21 protein-coding genes and 1 tRNA gene are annotated in these 26858 nt (G+C 57.2%); 13 read left to right on the forward strand and 9 right to left on the reverse strand.

The window, feature by feature from the left end; all coding sequences use genetic code 11:
- The first annotated feature begins 59 nt into the window (after window positions 1-59).
- The 3 genes from VNL17_04665 to VNL17_04675 are packed head-to-tail and all read left to right on the forward strand — an operon-like array spanning window position 60 to window position 3259.
- Window positions 60-1775 carry a hypothetical protein gene (locus VNL17_04665; GenBank protein HXI83368.1) on the forward strand — a complete coding sequence of 572 codons (1716 nt, stop codon included), beginning with the start codon at window positions 60-62 and terminating at the stop codon, window positions 1773-1775.
- A 15-nt stretch (window positions 1776-1790) separates the two neighbouring features.
- A complete protein-coding gene (locus VNL17_04670; protein HXI83369.1) occupies window positions 1791-2531 on the forward strand; it encodes a prepilin-type N-terminal cleavage/methylation domain-containing protein in 741 nt (246 codons plus the stop codon).
- Window positions 2532-2536: 5 nt separating this feature from the next.
- Window positions 2537-3259, forward strand: a complete 723-nt coding sequence (locus VNL17_04675; GenBank protein ID HXI83370.1) for a hypothetical protein — start codon at window positions 2537-2539, stop codon at window positions 3257-3259.
- A gap of 448 nt (window positions 3260-3707) precedes the next feature.
- Here VNL17_04675 and VNL17_04680 read toward each other — a convergent pair.
- From VNL17_04680 to VNL17_04690, 3 genes are all read right to left on the reverse strand, one after another.
- A tRNA-Ser gene (locus tag VNL17_04680) sits at window positions 3708-3799 on the reverse strand.
- Between the two features lie 22 nt (window positions 3800-3821).
- Window positions 3822-4004 carry a hypothetical protein gene (locus tag VNL17_04685; protein ID HXI83371.1) on the reverse strand — a complete coding sequence of 61 codons (183 nt, stop codon included), beginning with the start codon at window positions 4002-4004 and terminating at the stop codon, window positions 3822-3824.
- Window positions 4001-4978 carry an L-threonylcarbamoyladenylate synthase gene (locus VNL17_04690; GenBank protein ID HXI83372.1) on the reverse strand — a complete coding sequence of 326 codons (978 nt, stop codon included), beginning with the start codon at window positions 4976-4978 and terminating at the stop codon, window positions 4001-4003. The genes VNL17_04685 and VNL17_04690 overlap by 4 nt, the downstream gene beginning before the upstream one ends.
- Window positions 4979-5076: 98 nt before the next feature.
- On the opposite strand from VNL17_04690, the gene purU reads away from it, so the two are divergent.
- Entirely contained in the window at window positions 5077-5931 is an 855-nt protein-coding gene (gene purU / locus VNL17_04695; protein HXI83373.1) for a formyltetrahydrofolate deformylase, read from the forward strand.
- A 111-nt stretch (window positions 5932-6042) separates the two neighbouring features.
- On the forward strand, window positions 6043-6486 hold the full coding sequence (locus VNL17_04700; protein HXI83374.1) for a response regulator transcription factor: 444 nt from the start codon (window positions 6043-6045) through the stop codon (window positions 6484-6486).
- Window positions 6487-7828: 1342 nt separating this feature from the next.
- On the opposite strand, the gene VNL17_04705 is transcribed toward VNL17_04700, so the two are convergent.
- Both VNL17_04705 and VNL17_04710 read right to left on the reverse strand, forming a co-directional pair.
- On the reverse strand, window positions 7829-8680 hold the full coding sequence (locus VNL17_04705) for a hypothetical protein (protein ID HXI83375.1): 852 nt from the start codon (window positions 8678-8680) through the stop codon (window positions 7829-7831).
- A gap of 59 nt (window positions 8681-8739) precedes the next feature.
- Window positions 8740-10245, reverse strand: a complete 1506-nt coding sequence (locus VNL17_04710) for a mechanosensitive ion channel family protein (GenBank protein HXI83376.1) — start codon at window positions 10243-10245, stop codon at window positions 8740-8742.
- Window positions 10246-10339: 94 nt separating this feature from the next.
- Here VNL17_04710 and VNL17_04715 point away from each other — a divergent pair, with 94 nt between their 5' ends.
- Genes VNL17_04715 through VNL17_04725 form a run of 3 tightly spaced genes read left to right on the forward strand, consistent with a single transcriptional unit; the run spans window position 10340 to window position 15160 of the window.
- A complete protein-coding gene (locus VNL17_04715) occupies window positions 10340-12523 on the forward strand; it encodes a CHAT domain-containing protein (protein HXI83377.1) in 2184 nt (727 codons plus the stop codon).
- Window positions 12520-14442, forward strand: coding sequence for an adenylate/guanylate cyclase domain-containing protein (locus VNL17_04720; protein HXI83378.1), 1923 nt, complete (start codon window positions 12520-12522; stop codon window positions 14440-14442). The genes VNL17_04715 and VNL17_04720 overlap by 4 nt, the downstream gene beginning before the upstream one ends.
- Window positions 14432-15160, forward strand: a complete 729-nt coding sequence (locus tag VNL17_04725) for a DUF928 domain-containing protein (GenBank protein HXI83379.1) — start codon at window positions 14432-14434, stop codon at window positions 15158-15160. The genes VNL17_04720 and VNL17_04725 overlap by 11 nt, the downstream gene beginning before the upstream one ends.
- Here VNL17_04725 and VNL17_04730 read toward each other — a convergent pair whose 3' ends face one another.
- From VNL17_04730 to VNL17_04740, 3 genes are all read right to left on the reverse strand, one after another.
- The gene (locus VNL17_04730; GenBank protein ID HXI83380.1) at window positions 15161-16765 is read right to left on the reverse strand and encodes a ShlB/FhaC/HecB family hemolysin secretion/activation protein; all 1605 of its coding nucleotides are present in this window, start codon (window positions 16763-16765) and stop codon (window positions 15161-15163) included.
- On the reverse strand, window positions 16752-19037 hold the full coding sequence (locus VNL17_04735; GenBank protein ID HXI83381.1) for a filamentous hemagglutinin N-terminal domain-containing protein: 2286 nt from the start codon (window positions 19035-19037) through the stop codon (window positions 16752-16754). The genes VNL17_04730 and VNL17_04735 overlap by 14 nt, the downstream gene beginning before the upstream one ends.
- A gap of 82 nt (window positions 19038-19119) precedes the next feature.
- A complete protein-coding gene (locus tag VNL17_04740; protein HXI83382.1) occupies window positions 19120-20268 on the reverse strand; it encodes a PxKF domain-containing protein in 1149 nt (382 codons plus the stop codon).
- 468 nt (window positions 20269-20736) lie between these two features.
- On the opposite strand from VNL17_04740, the gene VNL17_04745 reads away from it, so the two are divergent.
- The 3 genes from VNL17_04745 to VNL17_04755 all read left to right on the forward strand — a co-directional run bounded on the left by VNL17_04745 (window position 20737) and on the right by VNL17_04755 (window position 23664).
- On the forward strand, window positions 20737-21519 hold the full coding sequence (locus VNL17_04745) for a ribonuclease Z (GenBank protein HXI83383.1): 783 nt from the start codon (window positions 20737-20739) through the stop codon (window positions 21517-21519).
- Between the two features lie 17 nt (window positions 21520-21536).
- The gene (locus tag VNL17_04750; protein ID HXI83384.1) at window positions 21537-22043 is read left to right on the forward strand and encodes a cyclic nucleotide-binding domain-containing protein; all 507 of its coding nucleotides are present in this window, start codon (window positions 21537-21539) and stop codon (window positions 22041-22043) included.
- A gap of 514 nt (window positions 22044-22557) precedes the next feature.
- On the forward strand, window positions 22558-23664 hold the full coding sequence (locus VNL17_04755; GenBank protein HXI83385.1) for an NHL repeat-containing protein: 1107 nt from the start codon (window positions 22558-22560) through the stop codon (window positions 23662-23664).
- A 92-nt stretch (window positions 23665-23756) separates the two neighbouring features.
- On the opposite strand, the gene VNL17_04760 is transcribed toward VNL17_04755, so the two are convergent.
- Window positions 23757-25289: a sigma-54-dependent Fis family transcriptional regulator gene (locus VNL17_04760; GenBank protein HXI83386.1), complete on the reverse strand. Its 1533-nt coding sequence runs from the start codon at window positions 25287-25289 to the stop codon at window positions 23757-23759.
- A 986-nt stretch (window positions 25290-26275) separates the two neighbouring features.
- Between VNL17_04760 and VNL17_04765 the strand changes: the two genes are divergently transcribed.
- Window positions 26276-26632 carry a hypothetical protein gene (locus VNL17_04765; protein ID HXI83387.1) on the forward strand — a complete coding sequence of 119 codons (357 nt, stop codon included), beginning with the start codon at window positions 26276-26278 and terminating at the stop codon, window positions 26630-26632.
- 26 nt (window positions 26633-26658) lie between these two features.
- Entirely contained in the window at window positions 26659-26841 is a 183-nt protein-coding gene (locus VNL17_04770; protein HXI83388.1) for a hypothetical protein, read from the forward strand.
- Window positions 26842-26858 lie beyond the last annotated feature (17 nt).

Below are 26858 nucleotides of genomic sequence, written 5' to 3' on the forward strand. Positions count from 1 at the left end.
CAAACCCTGCATTTTGTGGGCTAATATGGCCGCTGGGAAGCCCGGTAGTCTGCGAACCGATGAGGACACGTGTAATAACCTTGGTTTGTGGTATTTGTTCGTTCATCACCTTTGCAATTTCGTCGGCGAGTCAGGCGCAGACCAATAGTTGGATTCAGTCCAGCGGCGCGTGGCAGGCTCCAGCGAATTGGTCCCTGGCCCAGGCACCCACCAACACGCAGTCACTGATCATCAGTAACGACCTAACCAAGATCATCACGATTGATTCCACCACTTCTGGCAGTTTCTCCAATACATTGACCGTTACGGATGTGATTCTTTCCGCTCCTAATGGGGCCACAAACACTTTGGATTTGTCGAATGCCGGCACAAGCGCGCCGTTGTCGGTGCTAAACGACTTTATCGTTTCCAGTGGTGGGCTGTTGCGGCTGGCTGGCTCGGGCTTGTTGATGGAAACCAATGCAGCCGCTGCCGCGACGAATTCTGCCTCCGCCGTCCTGAGTAACGGAGTGTTGACCGTGGATGGGACACTGCTGATTAGCAGTAGCGGTGTCATAGCAGCCAACACCGGAATTTACGTGGGGCTGGACACTAATGCGAACGGGCAGGTTGTCTGCGCGGGCGGACAGTTGCTTTTGACAAACACGCCGCCGTCAGCCATCGGGGTCAACGGCACCGGCCAGATGATTATCTCCAACGGTCAGGTGCAAACCGCGGCGAATTTCCTGTTCGTGGGTTCCGGTATAGGTTCGCAAGGGACACTGTCGGTGGCGGGAGGGAATTTCATTGGCTCGCCAAACGCGCGGTTGGTGATCGGCATGGAAACCGGGGCGGTGGGCGTGGTGACGGTGACCGGTGGAAGCATAGTCATAACCAATTCCTTGATGACGCTGGTGGGCGGAGATGGCTCCGGGCAGCTTAATTTATTGGCCGGCACGAATATCTTCGGAGCGATGGAAGTCGGCGGTGATTCCGGCTCACAGGGCACGTTGACCGTGGCGGGGGGCGTTAACACGTTGCAGAGCGGGCTTTGCGTTGGCTCCAGTCAGGGCGCGACGGGTGTGGTGTGGCTGACCGGCGGGCAACTTGTGGCGACGAACTTAACGACTTCCATTGCATCGTGGGGTTACGGAGTCGCCACGGTGTCCAACGGTAGCTGGGTCGGAAGCACGATGTTGGTAGGCGTGCATGGCTTCGCAAACATTACGAATTACTATGGTTTTATTACTACAACAGGCCAGACGAGCTATGGCGCCGTCAATCTGGATGGTGGTTCGATGACGTTGTACTCGAAACTGGTGATTGGCAATTGCGGTACCGGCGGTGTCGGCGTGGTGGATGTTGCGGGCGGGAGTTTGTATGTGACCAATGCGGCCCACAACGCCGTTATCGACGTACGCAATGGCCAATTGATACTCACGGGAGGAGCATCGCAGGTCGACAAGCTGGTGTTGACGAATAGTTGCAGCAGCTTCCTTCACACCGGGGGCACGCTTGTCGTTGGGAACGTGGTCCTCGACCCCAATGCTTTTCGTATTGTCTCGGTCACGCCGCAAGGAAACGACATCCTCATCACATGGTTGATGGCCCCGGGACAGACCAACACCTTGCAGGCTTCCACTGGGGACAGCAACGGCGGTTACGTCACCAATGGTTTCACCGACATCTTCGTTGTGACGAATAACAGTACTATTGGCTCGTTGACGAACTACCTCGACGTCGGGGCAGCCACGAATTCGCCGGCGCGCTATTACCGCGCGCGCCTGGTACCCTGAGGAGCGAGAAACACAATGCGCAACACTATTGAAAAGCGAGTACCGCGACACAGTCTGAACTCAGGAAAAGGTTTCACCCTGACGGAACTGTCAGTGCTGATGATGGTGGGGGCGATTTTGGCGAGCGTGCTCGTGGCCGATTTGAGCCAGACCCGGATGAAGCTTCTTCAGCAAGCGTGCGCGGCCAACATGAAACACTGGGGGATGGCGATCGGGATGTATATGGACGACTACAACGGCGTGATTTTCTACGATGTAGGCGGGCTGCATTTTAGTGATAATAATTCTCCTCTTCAGCGCTATTTTGGGAATGGCTCTAACTCTTTTGCGACACTGCAGATGGTCCGTGCCTGTCCAGCGCGCGTAGGCATAGCCCCTTTCGGTCCGCAGAAAGGCTACGAGATACCGGTCGGCCAATTTCGCCACGGCCTTGTATACAAAGATGCGGATATAGCGGGCAGTCCATATTTTCGCGGCGGCAACTACTGGCCCGACCTGAAATCCGTGCCCGTTCCCGCGCAGTATCTCCTGATGACCGAATGCTATAATACAGTGCTATGCAATTCGTTATTGGTACGTGTCTCGTCGCCGGCCTCCGGATTTAATTCAGATCCATTACCGCCACTTGCCCGGCATAATAACGCGGTGAATTGCCTGTTCGGCGATTTTCATGTGGAACTGGTTTCGTCGAACAAGATTGCTCAGCAAGACATCGGCTGCGGCACGACCGGGAACCCATGGTTTAACTTGGATTAGCCGACGTGGATAACGATCGGAAACATCGAGACGGTTTCACGCTGGCAGAACTGTCGGTACTGATGACGGTGGGGGCGCTATTGGCGAGCGTGGTCGTGGCTGATCTGAACCAGACCCGTACAAAACTCTTGCAGCAAGCGTGCGCGGCCAACATGAAGCACTGGGGAATGGCCTTCAGCATGTACGCGGATGATTACAACGGGACATTTTACTATAGCGTGAACGGGGCGTTTTTTAATGACGTCGGTACTCCGCTGCAACGGTATCTTGGGAATTCTTCCAACCCCGCGACAACAATACGCACGATAAGAGCCTGTCCAGCACGCATAGCGCAATACCCTCTGCTGCCGGGCTACCAGATGCCGGTCGGCCAGTACCATAAGGGTCTTGTCTATAAGGATGCAGATGTGTTCGGTAGCCCTTTTTACGGAAACGCAAACGCCCCCTATTGGCCCAATCTGAAGTCGGTGCCGCAGCCAGCTCAATATCTGCTGATGTTTGAATGCTATAACACGCTGCATTGCGGGCAGTTGGTAAGTAAGATGTCAAACCCAGGCGTATCCGCTGGACCCGTCGATCCGGTACCGCCGATTGCTCGTCATGGTGGTGGAGCGGTGAATTGCCTGTTCGGGGATTTCCACGTGGAGTTTGTCTCCGCTACGACAATTACAAACCATGACGTGGGCTGTGGCACCGCGACCGGGAACGTGTGGTTTAATTTGGATTAGCGTGTCCGTGACAGGCTGCCGATCCCCGGTACAAGTATTCCAAGAGTGAGCCTGCTTTTCTCTGGACATCGATTACCGATAATTGTATAGTTCCCGGCATGTTATTCGGCAAACTACTTTCCATGGGTCGTCTCCTTGTTTGTGACGGCGCGACGATGGAGGGAAGAGTCCCATATGCGTTTCTGCGAAACGAACCCATTTCATTTTATCGTAGTTTTCGATGGATCAGCACTATTTGCAGGAACTTGTGTTGTTTGCAGAGCGATTTGCAAATGGGTTCGTTCTCGAAAACGAACCCATTTTATAGGTGTCTTTTGAGCCCTTTCTGTCTTGGATGAACACAAATGTAGGAGAATTGTACGGCAGTCCGTCGTCGCTTGGGCTTCCGCCTACGCGAAACCGCTACGGCGGACGAGACGATGCGGCATTTTTCGGCTTCGGCGAAAAATGGCGGAGGGGGCGAGATTCGAACTCGCGAGGGCCTTTGCAGACCCCACACGCTTTCCAGGCGTGCGCATTAGACCACTCTGCCACCCCTCCCGATGTGGAAAGCAGATGAACTTTACTCCGAGGGTGGCGTTAGCGTCAACTGCTGCAACAACCACTCTTCCTCGAGCGGGTTGAGGTCGAAATGGAGTGCGGTTTGTTCGATGGCGTCGAGCTTGGTGATGCCGGGGTTTTCCTTGAGCAGGTTGCTCAACCACTCCAGCGCGTGGACGCGTTTTTCGGCCTGGCCTTTGTTCATGTTTGACTTCCTTTGCCTGCGGCGCGCAGCAATCGGTCGCGGACGGCGAGTCCGAGCCCCTGCGGTGCCGGCAACTGACACAATATCGTCTCCACACCCTGTGCGTCCAAATCACGCAACTGGGCGAAGACAGTTTGCGCCAGTCGTTCGATGGTGGTGGCGCTGTCCAGCACACCAACCCGCTTCCCTTCGTCGCGCAATTTGGCCGCTCGTGTCTGAAGTTCTTCCATATTCTCAAATAATTCAACCAGCGCGCGAGGCGCGTAATGTTTAAGCGTCATGCCGGGGGCGGCGAGGCCCGCTCGCGCCGCTTCGTCGGCGACTCCCGTTGCGAGCCGCACGGCTCCGAGCACCTTCTCGAGTTGCTCACGGCTCACGCCACCAGGCCGCAGGATCGCCGGCGGCGATTGCGTCAGGTCGAGCACGGTGGATTCCACGCCCATCGGTGTTGGGCCGGCATCCAGAATCAGGTCCACGCGATCACCCAGATCCTCGGCGACGTGCTCGACGCGGGTTGGGCTGGGTCGACCAAAGCGATTGGCACTCGGGGCGGCGATAGGCGCGTCCGTGACTTCCAGCAGCGCGGCGGCCACGGGATGCCAGGGCATCCGCAGCGCCACTGTGGCGCGGCGCGCGGTCACTTCATTAGGAATTTGCGCGTTCTTCTCGACGACGAGCGTCAAAGGCCCGGGCCAGAAGCGGCTGGCGAGCAGTTCGAATTGCGGCAACAAGCGTTTCATGAGTGTATGCGCCATCGCCAAATCACGAACGTGGACGATCAACGGATCCCAATCGGGGCGATCCTTCGCGGTGAAAATCTTGCGGATCGCTTGCGGGTCGAGGGCGAGCGCGCCGAGTCCATAAACGGTTTCGGTCGGAAAGGCGACGAGTCCCCCTGCGCGAAGTGTCTCTGCGGCGCGCTTGATGGCGCGGCGGTCCGGCGACTTGGGATCGACTTTAAGAATATTATTCATTTCGCGACCGACCGCGAGTGTGACATACGCCTGAAATGGTTAGAAGAAGGATTTTCTTGCGAGGAATGTCCGGGCGTGAAAGAGTCCTGTCAAGGTAGATGAAAAACACCGCTACTTTACTTGTCGATTGTCCCGACCAGAAGGGGATCGTGGCGGCCATTTCGGAGTTTCTCTACCATCACAGCGCCAATATCCTGCACGCCGATCAACATCAGGACGGCGACCTGGGGCTTTTTCTCACGCGCGTGGAGTGGGACCTGGGCGATTTTACGTTGCCGACGGCGGATTTCGGAAAGGCGTTCGCTTCGATCGCGGAGCGGTTCCAGATGCGGTGGCGATTGGAGCTTTCATCACGGCGACAGCGAGTCGCGATCTTTGTATCCCAGTATGATCACTGCCTGGCGGATTTATTGTACCGGCATGAGAGCGGTGAGTTGGCGTGCGAGGTTCCGATCATCATCAGTAACCATCGCGGAGCCGAACGGTTGGCGGAATTCCATAAAATCCCGTTTCATTTTATTCCGATTGAGGATGGACGCAAGGCAGAGGCGGAGAGGCAGCAACTCGCGCTGTTGAAGGAGCACTCCGTTGACCTCGTGGTGCTCGCCCGTTACATGCAGATCCTGTCGCCCGGGTTCGTGGCGCAATATCCGCAACGAATCGTGAATGTGCATCATTCCTTTCTGCCCGCGTTCAGCGGGGCCCGACCCTATCACCGGGCGTTCGAGCGGGGCGTGAAGCTGATTGGCGCCACGAGCCATTACGTGACGGACGTGCTGGATGAGGGGCCCATCATCGAGCAGGATGTGGTGCGTGTTTCGCATCGCGATCAACTCGAGGATTTGATTCAGCGAGGGAGAGACTTGGAGAAGGTCGTGCTGTCGCGCGCCGTGCGGTGGCATATTGAGCACCGCATCCTGGTGTACACGAAAAAGACGGTGGTCTTTGACTAGTCGGGCATCCGCGCCACATTAATGGACGTAACCGACGGCCGAGCACATTGCTATCACGCGAGTTATATCCCTTTGCGGTGGCACGTGGAGTGCTATGAATTGGCGTAGATTATGAGATCTAAAACTACGTCCTCAAAGAAGAAGTTTCTACTGGTGGCCGAAGACGACGAGAAGATTGGCGCGCTGGTTTGCGAAGCCCTGCAAGGCGCGGGCTTCAAGACGCATTGGGTCAAGGACGGGATCGAAACGCTTAATTACGTTCTCGAATCGCGGCCCGATGGCATTGTTTTGGATCTTGTTCTCCCGCGACTCACTGGCTTTGAAATCTGCGGCATGGTGCGGAAGAGCCGCGCGGTCCAGTGGACGCCGATTATCGTGATGTCCGGCCGCGCCGAACACTGCGACAAGATGCAGGCGTTTGAACTCGGCGCCGACGACTATGTGATCAAGCCGTTCCGCATCGAGGAACTGGTGGCGCGCATTGACGCCGTACTGCATCGCAACTCCGAGCGGGCTTACCCCACGCCGTTCCTTACGTCCTCCTATAACGCGTAGAGCCTGGCTGCTTTGCGCGCTTTCGGGAAACAGCCGGATCCCTGAATTGGTACGCCAAGGGTGAGAACGTTAGAACTTTGGACGCAATAATTGACTGGCTCCGGGAACTCTGGAACCTGCGTGAAGTGCTCGCAGCAGACCCAGCCACGGCGGGACTGTTGACAGCATAACCCCACCATGGCCAAGCAAGGTTGGAGCTATCCAGCTTATCCTTCAGCCACCCAGTACACGACGTAATCCTTGGATTTTTTCCTCCGGTACCAGGCCTTCATCGTTCGGCTGTGGATGTAGGTAGATTTCTTCCTAGGCATCAACCGATGCTCCCTTATTTTCTGGCAGGTGGCGCACAACCCATGGGCCTTCCGCTTCCTGGTCCTCCCACAGCCATTGCAGCAAATCAGGTGCTTTTCCCTGTCCACCCAGTGAATGGGATACCTCTTGAAGATCTCGTGCTTCTCGTACTTCTGGCGCTGGTAATTTCGCCAACAACGGAGGCGACAGAACTTCCGACGAGCCTTGGGAAAGACATAAAAAGGGGAATTGCAGTTCGGACAGATTTTGCTGTGCCCCTTGTGCTTACCCCAGGGCCGGCCCCGCCGATAGCTTGCGAAGCATTTTACCGTGCAAAAGCGGGGTGGGGGATCCTTGGGACGGAGGTACCGGTAGAAAAGTCTTTGGCATTGTTTGCATGTCCACGGATGTGGATTCGGACGTGATGTTATCCTAAGAACCCCCACGTTCGGTACGGTTCCGGCATCATCAGGGGGACGCGAGACGTTGTTGTTTATGATTACGCCACCTTCCTCTTTCTGGGCTTTCTCTCTCGCATGAATAAAATGGGGGAAGTCATAGAAGGGCCAAGCCACTAGTCCTTGGAACTGTGGCGCATCCAGATGATGGGATGTCCGAGTTGGCCGCGAAGTGGCTGCCTATTCCGAATTAACCGTGACACCTACGAGCCTGAAAAGATGCAAAAATTCGATAGGTACATGCATGACCGGTGGGCATTACACAAATAGGAGCCTGCAAACCTCCTATCGTGAGTTCGATTCTCACACCTGCCTCCAATTCTAATCCCTGCAAATATAGGGATCTGTGGGGGGGGTTCCTTCTTGGTGCTAATTGCGTAAGCAGGCACTGGGTACCATACGTGGGCACCATCGGTGCTGGAACGCCAATGCAGAAGTGTTGATTGACCGCGATTTCGAGGCCAAAGACCCTGCGTAATCAGTCGATAGACACCAGAACGACTACCAATTGAGTCGGACTTACGGCTTGTGTATTATTGAACTACTTGACCGACGAGGTTCTAATCGGGGCTCACAATTATCCAATCTTTGTTTCATCCCCCCGGAGATTTATCGGCCAAATGATCAATGCGATCCAGATTACGATCGACAGCCTCAAGATAAAGATTGCGTCCATTGCCGAAGTGGTGCGGTAAAACCTGGTGAACCTGCCCCCATTGTTTCTCGAGCAACTGCCCTACACGACCTTCATAGAATGCCCGGGTCTGGCGCATCAGGTCTGTGGCGCCGCTGTAAGTCGTGATGCCGGCTTCCGCGAACTCGCGGTACAACGCGGGCAACCGTTCGGGGTAATCATCAGCAGCCATTTGACCAAGCATGTCGCCGGCGCCGAGTGCGCTCCCGAGGAACCGTTCACGCTGGTCCCGAAACTCAAGCTTTGAAGTGTCAACTTCGATGCCAGTGCAGTTAATGGCCAACTGCACGACGCGCACTTCGTCAGCGGTGACCCCCAGTGGCGGCAGAAACGTGGCGGCAAACTCGGCGCTGCGCTTCACATGAATCAGTGTGTACTTGGCCCCAGTGCCTTTGACATCACCAATCTGCTTAATGTAGCCCGTGTCATGCAATAAGATGGCGGCAACAGCGAGTTCAAAATCCCGGGCGCTGACCGTCGGCAATTGACCGCTTTTGATTTGTCCATCCAGGATTCGCAGCGTCGTAACGGTCGCCTGGCAAGTGTGTGCCAGGTCGTGGAATTTCGTGTCACAAGCCTGATATCCCGGAAAGCGACCGGCGAAAAGCTCGCCTACTTTGTTGAACACCGCGACCAGGAACTCCGTGCTGCGACCAGGGAAATCCTCGCTGAAAAGACTGCAGACGAATTGCAACGTCTCCGGTGCGCCTCGAAAATCAAGCAAATGGCCAATCGGCTTTTGGTCGGACATGAGTATCACAGGCTCGCCAATCCAGTGTTCCGATGCAACTCTAAAATCTCCCGCAATCGTCACAGGCGAAAGAGCGCCTGGAGTTGGTTGCGGAAACCAGCCGTATATTGCCGTTGCTCCTCGATGGCAAGCGGCGTGGTCCCCCGGGCTGCCAGCTTCCCCTCAGTTTCCAATTTGCGTTTTGCCAGCAACTCGCTGATTTCCTGCAACACCCGGGGTTGTTGCCGGAAGACCTCCGCCAGCATTGCGCGATCGAGTTCCGCGACTTCGCAATCGGCGGTGGCCGTAACGGTGGCCGACCGTTTCTCGCCGGTAAGCAATGACATCTCGCCAAAACAGGCGCCGGAATGGAGCGCGGCCAGGTGCGTGCGGGCGCCGTTGTTTGTGACCGACACATCCGCCGTGCCAGTCATCAACACAAACATCGAGTCTCCGTTCGCATCTTGTTGGAGCATTTTTTCACCACGTCCAAATCGGTGAATCCGCACGCCAGCCAGTAGCGTCTGCAGTTGCGGATCTTCCACGGAGCGGAACAGCGAATGTTGTCGGAGCGCGGTGCGCACCGCTTCGAGGTGCGGCTCGGTCGTTAGAGCGGGAGGCGCTTGCATGTAGATCGTGCGCGTGGGATACGGGATCTTGATGTGGTGGCGCTGCAACTCATACCAGATGTTGGTGCGCACGGCATCTTCCACCTCGTTGTACACGGTGTGATCGTCCATCCAGTACCGGAGTTCATACACGTTGGCAAAATCTCCAAAGTTTTTGAGGTAGACCTGCGGAGGAGGATTCGCGAGCACATGCTCGACGGTAGCGGCTGCATGCGCCAGAACGTCCTTTACGCGGTTGGGAGGCTCTGCCTGGTCAATTCCCAACTCCAACCGCATGGCGTGCTTGCGAACCGGGTAATAGAGATTGGCAATGGTCTGACGGGCAATCTGGCTGTTGGGCACGTCCAGCCACAAGTCGTCGTTCGTCCGCACGCGGGTGGATCGCCAGCTCATCTCCATGACTTCGACGTGCCGATGCTCAAAGAGCAGCCAATCCCCGACCTTGAATGGCTTCTCGAAATGGAGCACACAGCCCGCAATCACATTGGCCAGGAGATCCTGGGCCGCCAAACCAACCGCCAGCGCAAGAATGCCGGAGCCCGCGAGCAGGCCGGGGATTTGGATGTGAAAACCAACGCTGAGGATCAACAGAACGGCTGTGCTCAGAATCGCCAGTGCGACCACGTCGCGCACCACGCGAGGAACTACAATCTTGCGTTTCTGCTCGAAGTAGAGTTCCCACACCATCCGCCGGGTCAACGAAACCGCCAGCAGGGCAGACAGCAAAACCGTGGCGGCTCCGAGGGCGTCCCGCCACCACATGGTGGGCGCGGTGAGGCTCGTTGCGATATAGAGGGCCAACGCGCCACTGAACATTTCATAGAGCACACCCCAACGCATCCCCACACGCTGCTTCAACCACCGTCCCCCGGCCAGGAGCACAAGGTACGCCACCAGCGCGGTCACCGGCAGCAACACGCCTACTTCGCCAGCCGTTCTCCAATTCAAGACAGCCATCACGGGGCCGCATACTAGCCGCGGCTCGTACCGGTGGCAAAGCTTTACTCTGCGCGTCAGGGCCAGTATAAACATGCGCGAGCGGGGGCTCGTGATGACAAAGTGCATTGGTGACGGACGATGTCGATTATTAATCCGGTTGGTTGCCTTGCTTTGGCTGGGCACCGCATCGTTATTTGCGGATCCCGCGACCGCTGGCAACACCAATGGCCAGATTGCGGCCTTGATCAAGTTGTCCGCAGCCTGCCAATCGTCCGGACAGCATCCGCGCGCGGAACAGCTTCTCCAGGAAGCGGTCGATCTCGCCAAATCATCAGGCGATCGCAATGCGTTGATTTTGGCGATGAGTAAACTGGGCGCCGCTTGCACGATGACGCGGCAGTTGAACCGCGCAGAGACATTGTTGCGCGAGAGCCTGGAGATGGCGCGTGCCGATGGAAACCTGCAAATGACAGGCGCCATCCTGAACGATCTCGGCAATGTGTTGGGATTGCGCCAGAAGTATGCGGAGGCACTCGATGTATTTCAGCAAAGCGTTGCCGAGGCTCGCAAAGGCGGCAATAAACTGCTCATCGCCCAGGCCCTGTGCAACGCAGCCTCAACAGCCGCGCGGGCTGGCATGATACAGCAAGTCGACACATTGAACGCAGAGGCGCTCGATCAGATCGCGCAACTCGACGCATCGCACGAGAAAGCATACTTATTCATCACCGCCGGTGAGACTGATGCTGCCCAACAGCATTCGCAGCGCGCGCAACAATCTTATCAACATGCGCTGGACGTTGCCGAAGCGATTGGCGACCACGGCGCTGCCAGTTACGCTCTCGGGTATTCCGGCGAACTTTACGAGCGCGACAAGCAGCTTGATCAAGCATCGTCCTTTACCCGCCGGGCGATTTTTGAGGCGCAACAAGCCCGGATGCCGGAAGCATTGTACCGCTGGGAATGGCAATCCGGCCGGCTCCTGAAAAGGCAAGGTGAGACGGAGCAAGCAATGGCAGCATACCGGCGTGCGATCCAAACCCTGCAACCGATTCGGCACGACATTTCTCTCGGCAATGGCAACGCGACGACCCACGTTTCGTTTCGCGAGGCGGAAGGACCATTGTACTTCGAAATGGCTGACCTGCTACTCCAACAAGCCGGTCATTCGAAAGATCCACAGCCGCTGCTGCTGGAAGCGCGTGATACGGTGGAGCAACTTAAGGCGGTTGAGCTGGAGGATTATTTTCAGGATGAGTGTGTCAATGTTGCGCGCGCACGGACCAGGTCACTCGAGGCCGTGGACGGCCACACGGCAATCGTGTACCTGATCCCGCTTGGCACGCGCACGGAAGTGTTGGTGGGCCTGGCATCCGGCCTGCACGACTTCACGGTGGACGTTGGAGTGGACACGCTGGCGGCGGAAGTCCGGGAGTTTCGGCGCAACCTGGAAACACGCACGTCATATGGCTACCTCGCTGAAGCGCGACAGCTTTACGACTGGATCATCCGCCCGATACACGGCCTATTGATTGAGAACCGCATCGACACGCTGGTGTTCGTGCCGGACGGCGCGCTACGCACAATCCCATTCGCCACCTTGCATGATGGAAAGAAGTTTTTGATCGAAGAATACGCAGTAGCGGTGGCACCGGGTCTTTCGCTGATTGAACCGCGCCCGATCCAACGGGCGAACGCGCGTCTGCTATTGGGCGGATTATCGGCATCCGTGCAGGGGTATCCGTCCTTGAATTTTGTGCCTGCTGAACTGCATGATATCGAACCGATGTATCCCAGTGAGACGTTGTTGAACAAAGACTTCGTGTTGCCGTCGATCACCGGGAAACTTACCAAGGAACAATACAGCATCGTCCACATTGCCTCGCATGGTCAGTTCAATAGCGATGCGCACAAAACGTTTGTACTGACCTACGATGGGAAATTGACATTGGATGATCTGGAAGCGTTGATTCGTCCCAGCCAGTATCGCGGCAAACCGGTGGAACTCCTGGTGTTGAGCGCGTGCCAGACCGCGTCCGGCGACGATCGCGCCGCGCTGGGGTTGGCCGGCGTGGCGATCAAGGCCGGCGCGCGCAGTGCGCTGGCCTCGCTGTGGTTCGTGAACGACCAATCTACCTCTGCATTGATTTCCGAATTCTATCACCAGTTGCGCGAATCGCCATCCGTCTCAAAAGCCCGGGCGTTGCAAGCGGCCCAAATCAAGATGCTGAACGACCCACGCTACCGGCATCCGTGCTATTGGGCACCGTACTTGATCATCGGGAATTGGCTGTGAAGTTGTCTCCGCGGTTGGTGGGTTTGTTGATCGTCCTCGCGGTGTTCTTCTCCGCACTTTTGGTCCGACGGCTGGGGTGGTTACAATTCCTCGAGTTTCGCGCCTACGATTTCTTCATCCAACAGCAACCGAAGGCCGTAACAAGTGACCCGATCGTGTTGGTGGAGATGACCGAGAAGGACATTCAAAGCCCGACGCTGGATTATCCGATTACCGACGATAAGCTGGCGGAATTGCTGAGCATTTTGGAGGCGCAACAACCCGCAGTGATCGGACTGGACATCTGGCGCGACATCCCGGTGCCGAAAAACGGCGTGCACTTTCGCCAGCTCAACGAGACGTTGCTCGCGCACACCAATATCGTTGCCATTTTCACCCTGGGAGGGATCGGGCCGCCGCAGGCGCTGGCAGCGAATCCCGAACGACTGGGGTTCAATGACAATCTGCCCGTCGACGACCGGGTGGATAAAACGACACCGAAAGTCCGGCGCGGCCTGCTGATTGGCGATTCGAAATCCGGGCAGAGCTTCGATTCGATCGCGTTTCGTGTGGCAGAAGTCTATTTGGAGCGGCAGGGCATTGTGCCACGATTCGATCCTGCCGATCCTGACTCGTTTCAACTGGGCAAGACGCGACTGCGGGCATTCGAGGCAAACGACGGCGCGTACGTGGGCGCCGACGCTCGCGGCTGGCAAATACTGCTCGACTTCAAGTGTCCGGACGAGTTCGCCCGACATTCGGTCGGCGAGGCGCTCGCTGGCGGAATCCCACCTGGCAGCCTGCGCGGCAAAATTGTGTTGGTGGGGATGAATGCGCCAAGCGTCTCTGACGAGCGCGTCACGCCGATTCGTTCCAATCATCATGGTATCGAGGTGCAGGCGCAGATTATTCATCAATTGTTGCGCGCGGCACTCAACGGCGAGAGACCGCTCCGGTTCTGGAAGGACTGGGAAGAGGATGCCTGGATGTTGTTGTGGTGCCTGGTCGGCGGGGCGATCGGTTACTGGATCCGGTCTCCGTGGCGGTTCCTTGCGGCCATTGGGCTGGTACTGCTCGCGCTGGGCTGGATCGCGTGGCGATCATTTCTCGCGGGTTGGTGGATTCCGTTGATGGCCCCGGTGGCAGCCTGCCTGCCGGCAGCGGCATTGATGACGTCATACATTTCCTTTGAAGAACGAAAACAGCGCGGCCAACTCATGCAGTTGTTTTCCAATCAGGTGTCACCCGACATCGCGCAGGCGCTTTGGGAACAGCGGCATGAGTTCCTGGCCGGCAATCGCCCGCGTTCACAAAAGCTAATCGCTACCGTTCTCTTCACCGATCTCAAAGGCTTTTCGGGCACCTCGGAAGGACTGGAGCCTGCGCAGTTAATGGACTGGCTTAATGAATACATGGAAGCGATGGCCAACGCCGTGATGGCTGAACAAGGCGTGGTCGAGAAATACATCGGCGACTCGATCATGGCCGTTTTTGGCGTCCCGATCGCGCGCGTGTCGCAGGAGCAGATTACGCAGGACGCCCGCAACGCCATTTGCTGCGCCCTGGCCATGCGCAAAGAAATGGAGCGGCTCAATGCGGAGTGGAAACAGCGAAATATGCCGGTCTGTAGTATGCGCATCGGCATTCACACCGGGCCGCTGGTGGCCGGTAGCCTCGGCAGCGTCGAGCGACAGGAGTACACGGTCATCGGCGATGCGGTGAACACGGCATCACGGTTGGAAAGCTTCGATAAGGACACCGGCTCCAATGACAGCGTCTGCCGCATCCTCATCAGTGAAGCAACGAAACTGTTATTAGGTGAAGAGTTTGAGCTGAGCCCATTGGGTACAATGAGCTTGAAAAACAAGAGTGAGAAAGTCATCATCCATCGCGTGGTTGGGCGAGCCAGCCGCGAACCCGGAGGTCAGCGTGAGAATTAATTTGTGGCGTTGTGGCGCGTTGCTTGTCGGTCTGTGCGTGATGCTACCGGTCGCGGCCCGGTCGGAGGACAAGCCGTCTCCGCCGGCCGGGGAAACTGTCCCACCGGTGAAGTTTCGACCGCCCTCGCGCGGCGCACCGGCCACGCGCCTGACCGGCGGATCGCGCGGCAGTGGGGACGCGACAATCACTTTGGACGTACTGGCTCCCGACGAGACCGGCTTGACAACTCAGGAACAACCCTCGCTGTTCTGGTATCAATCCAAACCCGCCGCGGCAAAGTTCGAGTTGACGCTGTTGGAAGAGAACAAGCTCAAGCCCTTACTCCAGGTCAAATTCGAGCGTTCCAGCAAGGCCGGCATTCAACGAATCAAACTCTCCGAGCACGGCGTGAAGCTTGCGCCCAATGTTGAATACCAGTGGGTCGTCGCGCTGGTCACCGATCCTGACAACCGTTCGAGCGACTTGGTGGCCAGTGGAGCGATCAAACGCATCGAGCCGTCCGCCGAGTTGCGAGCCAGGATTGCCGGGGCTGGCCCGGCGGCCCTGCCCGGTATCTACGCCGAGGCCGGTATCTGGCATGACGCGCTGGAAACTCTTTCGGATATGGTCGATGCCCGGCCCAACGACAAAGCATTGCGCCAGGCGCGCGCCGATTTATTGACCCAAGTGGGCCTGAAGGCCGCCGCAAGTTCCGAAGGCGCGCTCGCCAGGAAATAATCAGAACGCCACGAGGTTCGCCTGAAAATGCAGCCCGAGGTCCTGGGCGTTGTCATTCGGGATGGAGATGCGGTTCAGCCGGTAGCCCCAGTAAAGCTGGGCGTTGAAGCGCTTGTTGGGAGTAATCAACACTCCCAAGCCGACACTGTAGATCGTGCTTGGACTTTGTGAATCATTGACGTTCCACGCACCGCCGTAATCAAAGAAGGGCGCCAACTGGACGATCCCGTTGCCAGCTTTGTCGAAAAGCACCGGCACCCGAAACTCCGCCGACGACACCAGGCCGCGGTCGCGCACCAGTTGATTTTCCACATAGCCCCGCACGGTGTCCGCCCCACCAACGCTGATTTGTTCGAGCGCCAGCAATTTGTCGTCGGTCCATTGCCCGGCGACGCGCAAGATAAGTTGGTTCGGCGTGTTGAAGAGGCGTTGGATGTACTGCGCCTGACCCAGCCAGGCAAAAAACTTCCCGTTCGGATCGCCAGCCACCCTGTCGTCCGTTGCGCCAAGCACATCCAAACCAACATTGAAGGTGGATCGCAACGCGAGCACATGATTCTGGCCGCGGTCGATGAACTCTTGCGACAATCCCAAAACCGCTGCTGTCATCTGGCCGTTCGTAGCTCCCGGCGAGATATCGAACGGCTGGCCGAAGAGCGTGGAATTGTTCTGACGCCGGTCGAATGCGACCGATAGCGCCACTTCACGATTCGCCGTCTGATACACCGGTTGGCGCAACGTGACGCCCAAGTCAACGGTTTCGCTACTGATGTTCAGTGTAGTGAACGGATTTTCGACGATGCTGGTGTCCTGCCGGCTGGCGCGGACGCCGAGAGTGGTGTTGTAACGGTTCAGTGGCAACGCATAGTTGCCGCCGATATTGTGCCACCCGGAAAGTCCCCAGCCATCATTCTCGCCGGCATTCGCGATTCCATACGTCACATCCAGCGGGTCGCTGTGTCCGGTCAGATTCAGATCTGCCGCCAGTAGAGAGATCTCTTCCGCGCCGACGCTGGGCGGCCGGTGATTGTCGATCTGGAGGCCGACCCGAAACGGTTGCTGATCCACAACGCGTAAATCCAGAATACTCTGGCCGGGAGCGGTGCCCGGCTCCAATTCGGCGTTGATCTGTTTGATATTTGGATTCTGCCGGAGAACTTGCAAACCCTCTTTCAGCTTGTTCATGTCGAGCGGCGGGCCGCTCCGAAGCTGTAATCGGCTGGTGATGTAGTCGTCGCGCAACCATTTATTTCCGTGCAACTCAATCCTGGATAAAATGCCCTCGACGATGCGAATCGTAATGACACCGTTTTCGGGGGTTTGATCCGGGATGAGGGCACCGGAGTTGAGATACCCGTGGTTGATGTAGTAGACAGTGACGGCACGACGCGCGTCTTCCAGTTCTTCGGTGGTGATCTCACGGTTCGCATAGGGCGCGGTGATTTTCGCCAGGACTTCCGACGAAAAGGCGGTATTACCCTCAAATCGAAATCCATGGACGAACAGCCGCGCGCTAGTGGACAGCCTCTGCGCACCGGCGGTTTGCGCAAGTAATACCAGTCCAAATAACGCCAGGACGTGGCGGACTCTCCTACTCGCCATCATCCGCACCCATCGGCACTGAACTTGGCACGAACCCGCCTGGCTCGATGGGCAATCCTCCGGGCCCAAGCACGATGAAACTGCTGACATTACCGGCCAATCGCACTCCGCAATCGGGACGCAACAAGGATTCCGCGTCCAGAAGATCCGCCGGCAAGGCCACGAGGCTTCCGCTTAGATCCACATTCGGGGCGGTAACGACCACAGTGCCGGGAATCCCGGACGGCGTCGATACGTCAAACGGACTTTCGGAGGCGAAGAAGAAGTCAGAGTTGACCGTGACCTTGCCCCCATTGCCCTGGACATCCACCTTGGCGGTAATTGGGCTCTCATTCAATATTACGAAGGTCGGATCGAACGTGATATTCCCACCATTACCCTGATGCGCGTTGGCGCTGAGGGGACTGTGTAACAAATAGATGCGGCGTCCAGCCGTCAATTCGATGTTGCCGCCATTCAGCGCGGCTTCGGCAGTGATCTGGCTGTGCTTGAGTTGAATGTCCCTGCCGGCCATCACGGAGATATCGCCGCCGTCGTTGTTCGCCGCCGAAACCTGCAGCGCACTGTGATCGGTCATTGTCAACGAGCCGTCCACCTGCAATGAGACTCCACCGGCCGCTCCGTCTGCCTCGCCGGCCGCTTTTATTGTGGAACTGCCCGCCAGCGTCACGTTCCCGGCTTGAATCTCGACGTTGCCGCTCGGACCGGCGCCGGAGCTGTCGGTAAAAATCGAGCTCATGTTCCGCAGTTCGAGCATGCCGGCGGAGATGTGAATGTCACCGCCGGGCGCTGGCGCGTCGGAGCTGGTGGTGACTGCCTGGATGAACGATGAGTCGAGTAGAATGGAGTTGGCCGTGATTTCGACACTGCCACCCTTCCCAGAACCAAAAGTGGCCGCCGCTACAGTCCCAAAAGCGGACATGTTGACAGACTTGGCGGTGATGCCGATGAAACCCGCATCCCCAGAGCCAAACGTGGCCGCGAGGAGCGTGGCACCGTTAAGTATTTCGAGAGAATCCGTCTGGATAATTATATCGCCGGCGTTACCGCCGCCATTGATCTGCTGACTGTTCGCAGTGATCTGCGTGGGCGTGGTGAGCATCGCGTCAAGTCGCACGGACGAAGCCGTGATGTCGATGCGCCCGGCATTTCCGGCGCCGAAGGTAGCGGAAGAGATTTGGGCACTGTTTACCAATTCGAGGCTGCCGGCTTGAATCGTGATGTCGCCGCCCTTGCCAGCACCACCGCCAAGAAGTGGATCCCCGGTTGCGGCGGAGATTTGCGTCGTCGGGTTAAAATTATTGTCCGTCAAGCCGCCGCCATCCAACCGGATCGAGCCGGCCGTGATGCTGATATTTCCGCCCGCGCCAAGGCCCATGGTCGACAGGCTGTCGATTTGGCCACCATTGACGAGATTCAAATCGTTGACAACGGAGATGTCGATTCCCTGACCGTCGCCCGCGCCGGTGGTATTGGCCTGGATAAAGGAACCGTCCACCATCAGGCCACCGCCGCGGATGACAATCCGGCCGCCACCGTCACCATTCGCGTCGAGTTGCGCACCGTTTAGCAAACTGATCTGGCCTTGTTGCGGAAACGCCGCGTTGAATGCCGCGACGCTCAGTGTCGTCGGATCCACAGGCACTTCCCCGGCGGATTGGACGCTGACCATGTTGATTTGCCCGGCAGGCGCCTGCACCAAACCGCCATCGACGGAAATGTCACCGCCGACGAGCGAGATTGATTTGCCGGCTGGCACAGCAAGGACACCCTGCTGCACCGCAATACTGCCGGGACTTCCTCCGAGAAATCCAAAAGCGCTAACCGGAGCCGAACTCAAAAGGGAATCGTCCGCACCCACCGCGGCCACGAATCGCGCACCATCGGCTAATTTCAGATAATCGGCGGTGCTGGCGGCGAAGGAACCGCTGACGTCGATCCTGGCGTTGGGACCGAAGATGATGCCCTTGGGATTGATAAAGAAAACGTTGGCTCCTGAGATCGTGGAGCGGATTAGTCCATCAATCGAAGAGGGACTGCCACCGGTGACTCGGGATAAAATGTTCTGGATCGTGTTCGGGCCAGAAAAGGTCGCGATGTCCCCGCTGGACAAGTCAAACTGTGAGAAGCTGAAGAAAAGATTGTGCCCGACTGTTTTGCCGTCGCCGGAGGTGATGTTGAAAGCCGGCCCGGAGAGCGATTGGCCGGTTTGACCCAACGAGTGATCGAATGTGACCTGGCCGGCCTCAGACGAAAGTCCCCCCGAGCCTGCCATTAGACAGGCTATCGCAAAAGCGCGAATGGTCTTTGCCAATTCCAAGTCGCTATCGGACTTTTTCTCACACCCGGCAGTTCGGTCAGGGTTTGAGATCGATGTAAACGTAGTGCTGGCTGCCGTCAGACAAAGTGGCAATGATCTTCCAAGTGCCCGCACTCAAACCTTTCGTGGCAAGGTTGAAATGCCACGTACCAGAACCATCCGGTTGGAACAGATTGCCAGTGGTGGCACCACCCGTAGGCGACGCGTCGACGGCTGATTCCCCGCCTACCGTGCCATCACACTTGGACAACTGAATCGTGTGACTGCCAGTCAGGACAGGCGACCCATCGCAGTTCAGAAGAGTCATCTTAATCGGGATGGTACTGCCCAGCTTGAACCCTCGTACGGCCGAAGCGCAGGTGCCGCCAGTGACATCCCCGCCGCCGATGGGAGGCAGGAAACCAGTGAATGACAGCGGACACGGAAGCGAGACGGCAATTCCGTCCGTGACCATATAAACCAAATTGGGGTCATTGGTTGCGCAGAAACTGTAATTGATCACTTCATCAAAGTTCGTTGGGCATGGCCCCTCGCAGCATGTAGGGCATTCGGGGATGAAAACGTAGGCACGGACCGGGAAAGGAAAGTCTGTCGGCAATTGCACGGCACCGGGCAGGGAACCTACGTCTCCGGTGAAGTTCGTAGGAAGCGCAGCATCGAACTCATAGAATTTGATCTGTTGTGCCGCTCCGGCGTCGGATCCCGACCAGTGCCAGGAGAATGAATATAGGGCTTGGCCGTCGGAGCACCCATTGGTCTCGATGGTAGACGAAAGGACTTCCAGAGTCGTGGATGACACCCGCGACGTCGCGGTCACGTAACCTGTCAATTCGCTGTTATCGGTCTTGTCACCATTGCTTGCCGTGGTGGTGGACTTCCAAACGTAGCCCGGTTGCCCCAGGATGCGGGCCAGTGTTTTAGTGGACGCCCCGCTGGGAAGGGGGCCGCCAGCGACAAAACCCGGGGTGTTAGTCATGGCCGCACTCGGGCTGGTCATGAGGGCTGTGGCTACCGTGTTAGATTTGAGCGTTGATGAGGTGACATTGACGGAAGCCTTTCCAAAGCCCGAGCCGTTCATCGAACCCGTCCAGCCCGCCAGCGCCGATGGCCCATGGCCAATGACTACTCCAAGTGCTACCGCGCATCCGAACCGCATATAATGACCAATGCCCTGCTTCATATTCATCGTTCTCCCTTTGCTACTCCCAAGGTAACCGGAACACACGTCCTACCGAATTCGTCACTCTGAGTTATACAACCCGCGACCCTTTTCTCACTTGGGTTTGGTGGATTTGGCGGCCCATCGCAGGTATACAGAAAACCAACCACCCTGTCAAGCTTGCAGGATAAGCCCTCCAGCAACAAGTGAAGTTTGACAGAGCTTCCTTCGTGTCCCGTTCTGCAGCGTAGCAGTAAGCTTACAGGCGTCTGCGGTCAGACCGGTGTGATTGGGTTGTTCTGCTGTTACATGAGCAGGATGTCCAAAACACGAGAGATCATGCCGGCTGTGTAGTGATCGGGTTGGTTTAGCTGAGCAGGCTTCTGCATAACTGCTTTCAGAGGCGCGAAGGTGGACGATGGTCCGCGATTACGGCACGCTTGGCAGGTGTGCCACGGCGTGGTAGAAGTTCAGCTTCAATCGCCGTCGCCCGGTATGCGTGATTCCGTCACATTTCTCGGTACATCAGATGGTTTGCCGTCTCCCGGCCGGCATCATGCGTCCTTGCTGCTAGAATTTGCCGCGCGGACCATCCTCCTGGACTGTGGCGAACCATGCAGCCATACTCTCAAGAGGATGGGGAAGGATTTCAGCGCCATTGACATGGTCGTCATCAGCCACACCCACGCGGACCACATCGGTGGCTTCCTAATGCTCATGCAGTCCATGTCGCTGGAAGGGCGACGACGGCCGCTGACCGTTTGGATGCCCGGGCATGCGATACGATTGATGCGGGAGTGCTTGGATGCTTGTTACCTGTTTGAACCACAGCTGGGTTTTTCGGTGAAATGGATCGCGTTTGATAAACATTCGGCGATGCGATGCGGGCCGATACAACTGCGTGCGTTTCGGACCACGCACCTCGATAATCTGCGCAAACAGTACGGCGTGCCGCGTCCGGCAGTACAGTTCGACGCGTTTTCCCTGCTGGCGACAGGAGGCGGCAAGCGGCTGGCATACTCGGGCGATATGGGTATGCCCGAGGATTTGCGGCCACTGTGCACGAAATCTCTCGACTTACTGGTGGTCGAGTTGGCACACTTTCAACCGAGGGAGCTGGTTGAATTCCTGCAACCGAAGGATGTGCGGCGCGTAGCAATTACGCACATTGGGCGACCAGCGTGGGCACGACTCGCCGAGGTCAAGGCCCTGGCGGGGAACGTATTGGGTCCACGAAAAACGCTGTTTGCGATGGATGGAGACGTCGTAAAATTCTAATTTGGAGGAGGCGAGACATGGCTGCCAACCTGGTTCCTGATAGCGGGGCGCAATTCACATCGAGCGAATTGCGTCGCATCAAGCTTTTTGCGGACATGACAGATGAGGACATTTCCATTCTTAACGCAGTTATTGAGCCGGTCACCTGTCGCCCCAACCAGATCATCGTGAGCGCTGGTGATGTCGGTGACTGCATGTTTCTGGTCATGCAAGGTGAATTCCGTGTTAGCCTTGTTTCACAGGGGCGGGAAGCATTACTGGCCAAGCTTGAGACGGGCGATTTCTTCGGCGAACTGTGCCTGCTCGACGAGAACAATCGGTCGGCGGACGTGGTGGCGACGGTGCCGGGACGGCTGTTGCGGTTTTCGCGCGCGGCGTTTCAGCAGTTGGTGGAGACACGCCCGCAGGTGGCGGCGCGTTTGATGATGGGAATCTTGCGGACGGTCGGTAGCCGCTTGCGGAAGATGGACAAGCAACACTCGGACTCGATGTTGCTCAGTCGCTCGTGGAAAACGATCCGTTGAGCGGTGGTTGGCCACACCCCGTCGCAGTTGCCGCACTACGTCCAAGTCCCTGCAACCGAACACAGCAGACGGCTTGATTACCGTTCCCGCCCCCGTCGTTCCACGCCACAACCTGCACGCCGAGTGGGCCACTGCGCGGCGCCCAGGCTGCCAAGGTTCGGCCGCCTTGTCCAATACGCCGCACGAACCCGCACGGACCCTAGCTTGTTCCTAAATGTCAAAAAATCCAGGGGACTTCCAGGCATAGGTCCCTAGGTTTGCGAGCGACCAAGACACTGTCAACTTAGTCAACATTTGTGTACACAAAGTGTACTTAGTCACGGCTGTTACGGCCGGGGATCTTGGACGGTAATCCCGATTTCTGAAATCGATGTATCATATTGTATATGAATTATTTGCGATATAACTATTTGTGCTGGATTGCTTGGTAAAATCGGGTGTGGCATGGCCTCTGCGATAGGACTCCTCAGTCATGAAAGTGAAACCCGGCGCCAATCGAAAAGAGGAGGAGCAAATGACACAGGTAAAGTCCATCGAGCAAAACCAGGAACAAACGATCAACCGTCCGCAGGTGACCACGCTCCGGGCGCTGGCCGTGTGTCTGGCCATTTCGGTTGCCGCAGCGGCCACGAGCAAAGCTATGAACCTGAAGTCGGGCGACATTGTCATGGCGGATTCTTCGTCCGCCGTCCTGCGAGTCGACCCCAAAACGGGAGCGGCCACGGTCATTTCCTCAGGCGGAAATCTTGTGCGCCCCTTCGGAGTCGTCGTTGAGGCGGACAGTAATATCCTCGTGGCCGACTCCGGCGCTCTGGCGATCATCCGCATTGATTCGCAGACCGGTTCGAATCGCGTCGTTTCCTCAGGAGGCGTTCTCGGAACGCCTTACGGGATTACTCTTGATCATCAGGGAAACATCCTCGTCGCGAATGCCCAGGCCGTTGTCCGGGTCGATCCTCAGAGCGGCGCGCAAACCGTGGTGTCCGCAAACGGGATGTTCCGAGCACCGGTCGGCGTCGCGGTTGCTGGCGATGGCGGCATTTTCGTGGCGGACATGACCGGGACCATCGTCCGCGTCGACCCGGCGAGCGGAACGCAAACCAATATCAGCGCAGGGACATACCTGGTAAATCCAGTGGGGATCACGATTGACGACGACGGCAGTCTCCTTGTAGCCGACGAAGGTTCCCACGCTCTCGTCCGCCTGGATGCCGCCAGCGGAGCACAACAAGTGGTCTCCGTCGGAAATGATCTGGTAACGCCGGTCAGCGTCGTAATCGGGGCCCAGCACGACGTCCTCGTGGGCGACCCGGATGCATTCAGCTTGAATGGAGCCGTGATTCAGATTGACCCCGCGTCGGACACCCAGACCAACGTATACATGGGCAGCGGGGAATTGGTCAACCCCCGCGGCATCGCGCTGGTGCCAACGGTCCGTGGCCGGATCGACCAACTCTGCCCCTGCCAGGGACCCTCTTCCGGCACGATGTGGAAGAATCACGGAAAGTACGTCGGCGCCGTGTCCAAAGTAGCCCGCCAGTTTGTGAAGTCGGGATCGATCACGAAGGACGAGCAGCGCACCATCATCCACGAAGCCCTGTTGTCCCAATGCGGCCGATAAGGGAAACGTCCACGGAAGCGCGACGGAAGGAACGCAAAGGTCTCAATCAGCCGACAGACGAACGACAACCAGCGCGCAAAGGTCCAGCGAACTCAAGTCACGCCGTAGCGCTTCATCTTTTTGATCAGCCCCTGGCGGCTGAGCCCGAGGGCGCGAGCCGCCTGCTGTTGATTGTGATGACTGGCATTCAATGCTTCCCGGATCAAACGCGTCTCGAGTTGCGCCACGATTTCCTTAAGCGACCGGCCGGAACTGTCCCGGATGATTCCGCCGGCGGTGCCGCTGGTTCGGACCGCTTCGGACATGTCATCCTCCGTGATGGTAGAGCGGCGAGTGGCTATCACGGCCCGCTTGATTTCATTCTGTAATTCTCGAATATTCCCGGGCCAGGGATGGCTCCTCAGGCACCGAGACGCACCCGGGGACAGCTTCATGGGTTCCTTCCTTATTTCGCGACAAAATCTCGAAAGAAAGTAATTCGCCAGCAGGGTAATATCTTCCGGTATCTCCCGCAGAGGGGGTAGATGAATGTGGATGACATTGAGCCGATAATACAGATCTTCGCGAAACGCGCGTTGTTTTATCTCAACCCCGAGGTCCTTGTTGGTTGCGGCGAGCACACGGGCATCAACGGGGATCGGTTTCTTGCCTCCGACACGCTCGACTATTTTTTCCTGTAACACCCGCAATATCTTGGCTTGCGCCACCAAATTTAGATCGCCGATTTCGTCCAGCAACAATGTCCCGCCGTTGGCTGCCTCAAACTTTCCAATGCGTGCCTCGACGCCCGTGGCCACCCCTTTCTCAATCCCAAACAACTCACTTTCCACCAAGCTGTCCGGCAGCGCGGCGCAGTTCAGAGAAATCAACGGGCGGCGGGCGCGGGAGCTGTTCAGATGAATCGCGCGGGCCACCATTTCCTTGCCGGTACCGCTTTCGCCGGTGATCAGGACGTTGACATCGATATCGCTGATCTGCTGGATCCGCCGTACAACCAGCTGGATGGGATCGCTGGTGCCGATTATCTGTTGCGTGGCGGATTGGCCTTCCATCTCTTTCCGCAAGTGCGATGTGTCTTCCCGCAATTGGTCCCGTTGTTCCTGCAGCTGCCTGACGAACTGCGCCGTTTCCAGCGCGTTGCCCGCTTGCGAAGCCAAAGTTTGCAGGAGAATTTCATCTTCGGTGGTAAATCCGCCCCTTTTCTTGTTCAGCGCCTGCACGGCGCCGATGATTTCTCCCTTGTCGTTGCGTAACGGCATGGCCAGGACGTTGCGCGTGCGATAGCCCGTGCGTGCATCGACACCCGGGTAAAAGCGTGGATCACGGCGGGCGTCATCCACGTTGATAGTTTGGCCTGAAAGGGCCGCAGCGCCCGCAAGACCCAGGCGGGCATCCAATCGAATCCGCTTTTCACCGACCGCAGCCAGTGACCACAATTCGCTCTTCTCGCGATCCAGGAGAAAAATGCTTGCCCGGTCTGCTCCCAGGAGTTTGGTAGCCTCAGCGGCGATGAGATCAAAGAGGACTCCGAGATCATGTTGCGCGCCGATTTTGCGGCAACTCGCTAGAGCTTCTAGTAGTCGATCGGCAGGCGGGTTCTGCTCGACTGGAACGGGGGTAGACATTACCTCGCGCAGGATACCAACTGGTTTCGTAGGTTGTCAACAATGTGGACAATGCGAAACATTGTTACGAATGCGAGTTTGGCCAAATCACCCGATCGGGGCCTTTGCCTTTACTCTGGCGATACATTTACAAAATTGGTGGGAGTGACGGGGCTCGAACCCGCCACGAAACCAATACCGGCTTGATCGGAAACGAGGCGGTTACACAGACACCAGCCACACTGTCCGAACTTCAGGGAATTATCTTGGCTCTACTGTCAATCCCTCAGCCGAGTTGTCAAAACCAACCGCAGACCATTTTCACCATGATGCGCTCTCGGCCATCGATTCACCCGCTGGTAGTCCTCTGACTTCTCTATAATCGGGTTAGAATTCCGTAAGCACAACGGTCATCCACATGAGCGGTGGGCCTTACACAAATAGGCGCAAATCTTGGAAAAATCTTACCGTCAGATACGCAGCGTTACCGGTTGTTGCTGGTGGTATACATTTTGGTATACCCGACGGCATAGTGGTAGGGGAGCGCCACGATATTCTTCAAGGCTGAAGGATGGTCTGACTCATCATTTCTCTAGTGTCTTGCCGAGGTTTTCGAAGAGCGTTTTGGGTTCGCCGATCATCTGGCCATGGCCAATGCTACGCTTAAGGCCGCTTATCGTGACGGCACTTTCTCCATCCATTTGGAACATCGTCATATCGACCCGGTAATCAACCGCCCAGTGCTCGGCGTGATGACCGCGCGCTGTTTGTCTCCTCCGCCCTCCTCTGGAGCATGAGAGCCCTTTCGGGCGGGAACAGCATTGCGGTTACAGGGAGCCCAAGTCGGACTCAGCAAGCGGTTCGCGCGCTACACTTTATCGCTGGCAGCATGAACACGGTTTAAAAATGGTTCGGGTTGGGGGTTGCGTTCATGTACCGGAAAGCGACTGGCTGGCCTGGTTAGCGGAAAACACCGTCAGCGAGCGCATCAGTACGGACGGTGCACAGTGAAACCGTTGTCCGAATCCTTTAAGTCGGACGGGTTCAATTTCCGCCAGCTATACCGCGAGGGAGACATTGCCTTGTTTGAAAAGAGCAAGAGCGAGCGCAATCGTGGTTACGAGGTAGTGCGGATTCAGAAACGCGAGGCCTGTCTCGCCTTCGGCAAGCTGCTTCCCGCGCGCGAAGTCATGCCTTCGTCGGAGCGGTGGGGAAAGGACGGCTGGACATATCCTGATTTGACAAGTGCGCAAGCGAAGTTCCGCGAGCGTGTCGAGGCCCAGGAACGGGCCGCATTAGGTACACCGAGACCAAAGAAGCGGTTTTCCGGCGCTGGGTGTACTGCGGCAAGCGGATCCAGGTGAATTGCCACAGCGTTGCGGAATAGAAGATGACTTTGACCATCCAACAAGCAAGAGAGCTTCTTGAAGCCGAGGCTGTCGGGATGACCGACCCTCAGGTTGAGGAGTTACTTGCGCTCGTTGAGGGCCTGGCCGACATCATTATTGATACCTGCATTAACGAACACGACAATTCCGGGACCATGTCACACGATACCCTACAAGCTGCATAATGTACTTGCATACACAA

The sequence above is a fragment of the Verrucomicrobiia bacterium genome, from assembly GCA_035577545.1.
Taxonomy (GTDB): domain Bacteria; phylum Verrucomicrobiota; class Verrucomicrobiia; order Palsa-1439; family Palsa-1439; genus Palsa-1439.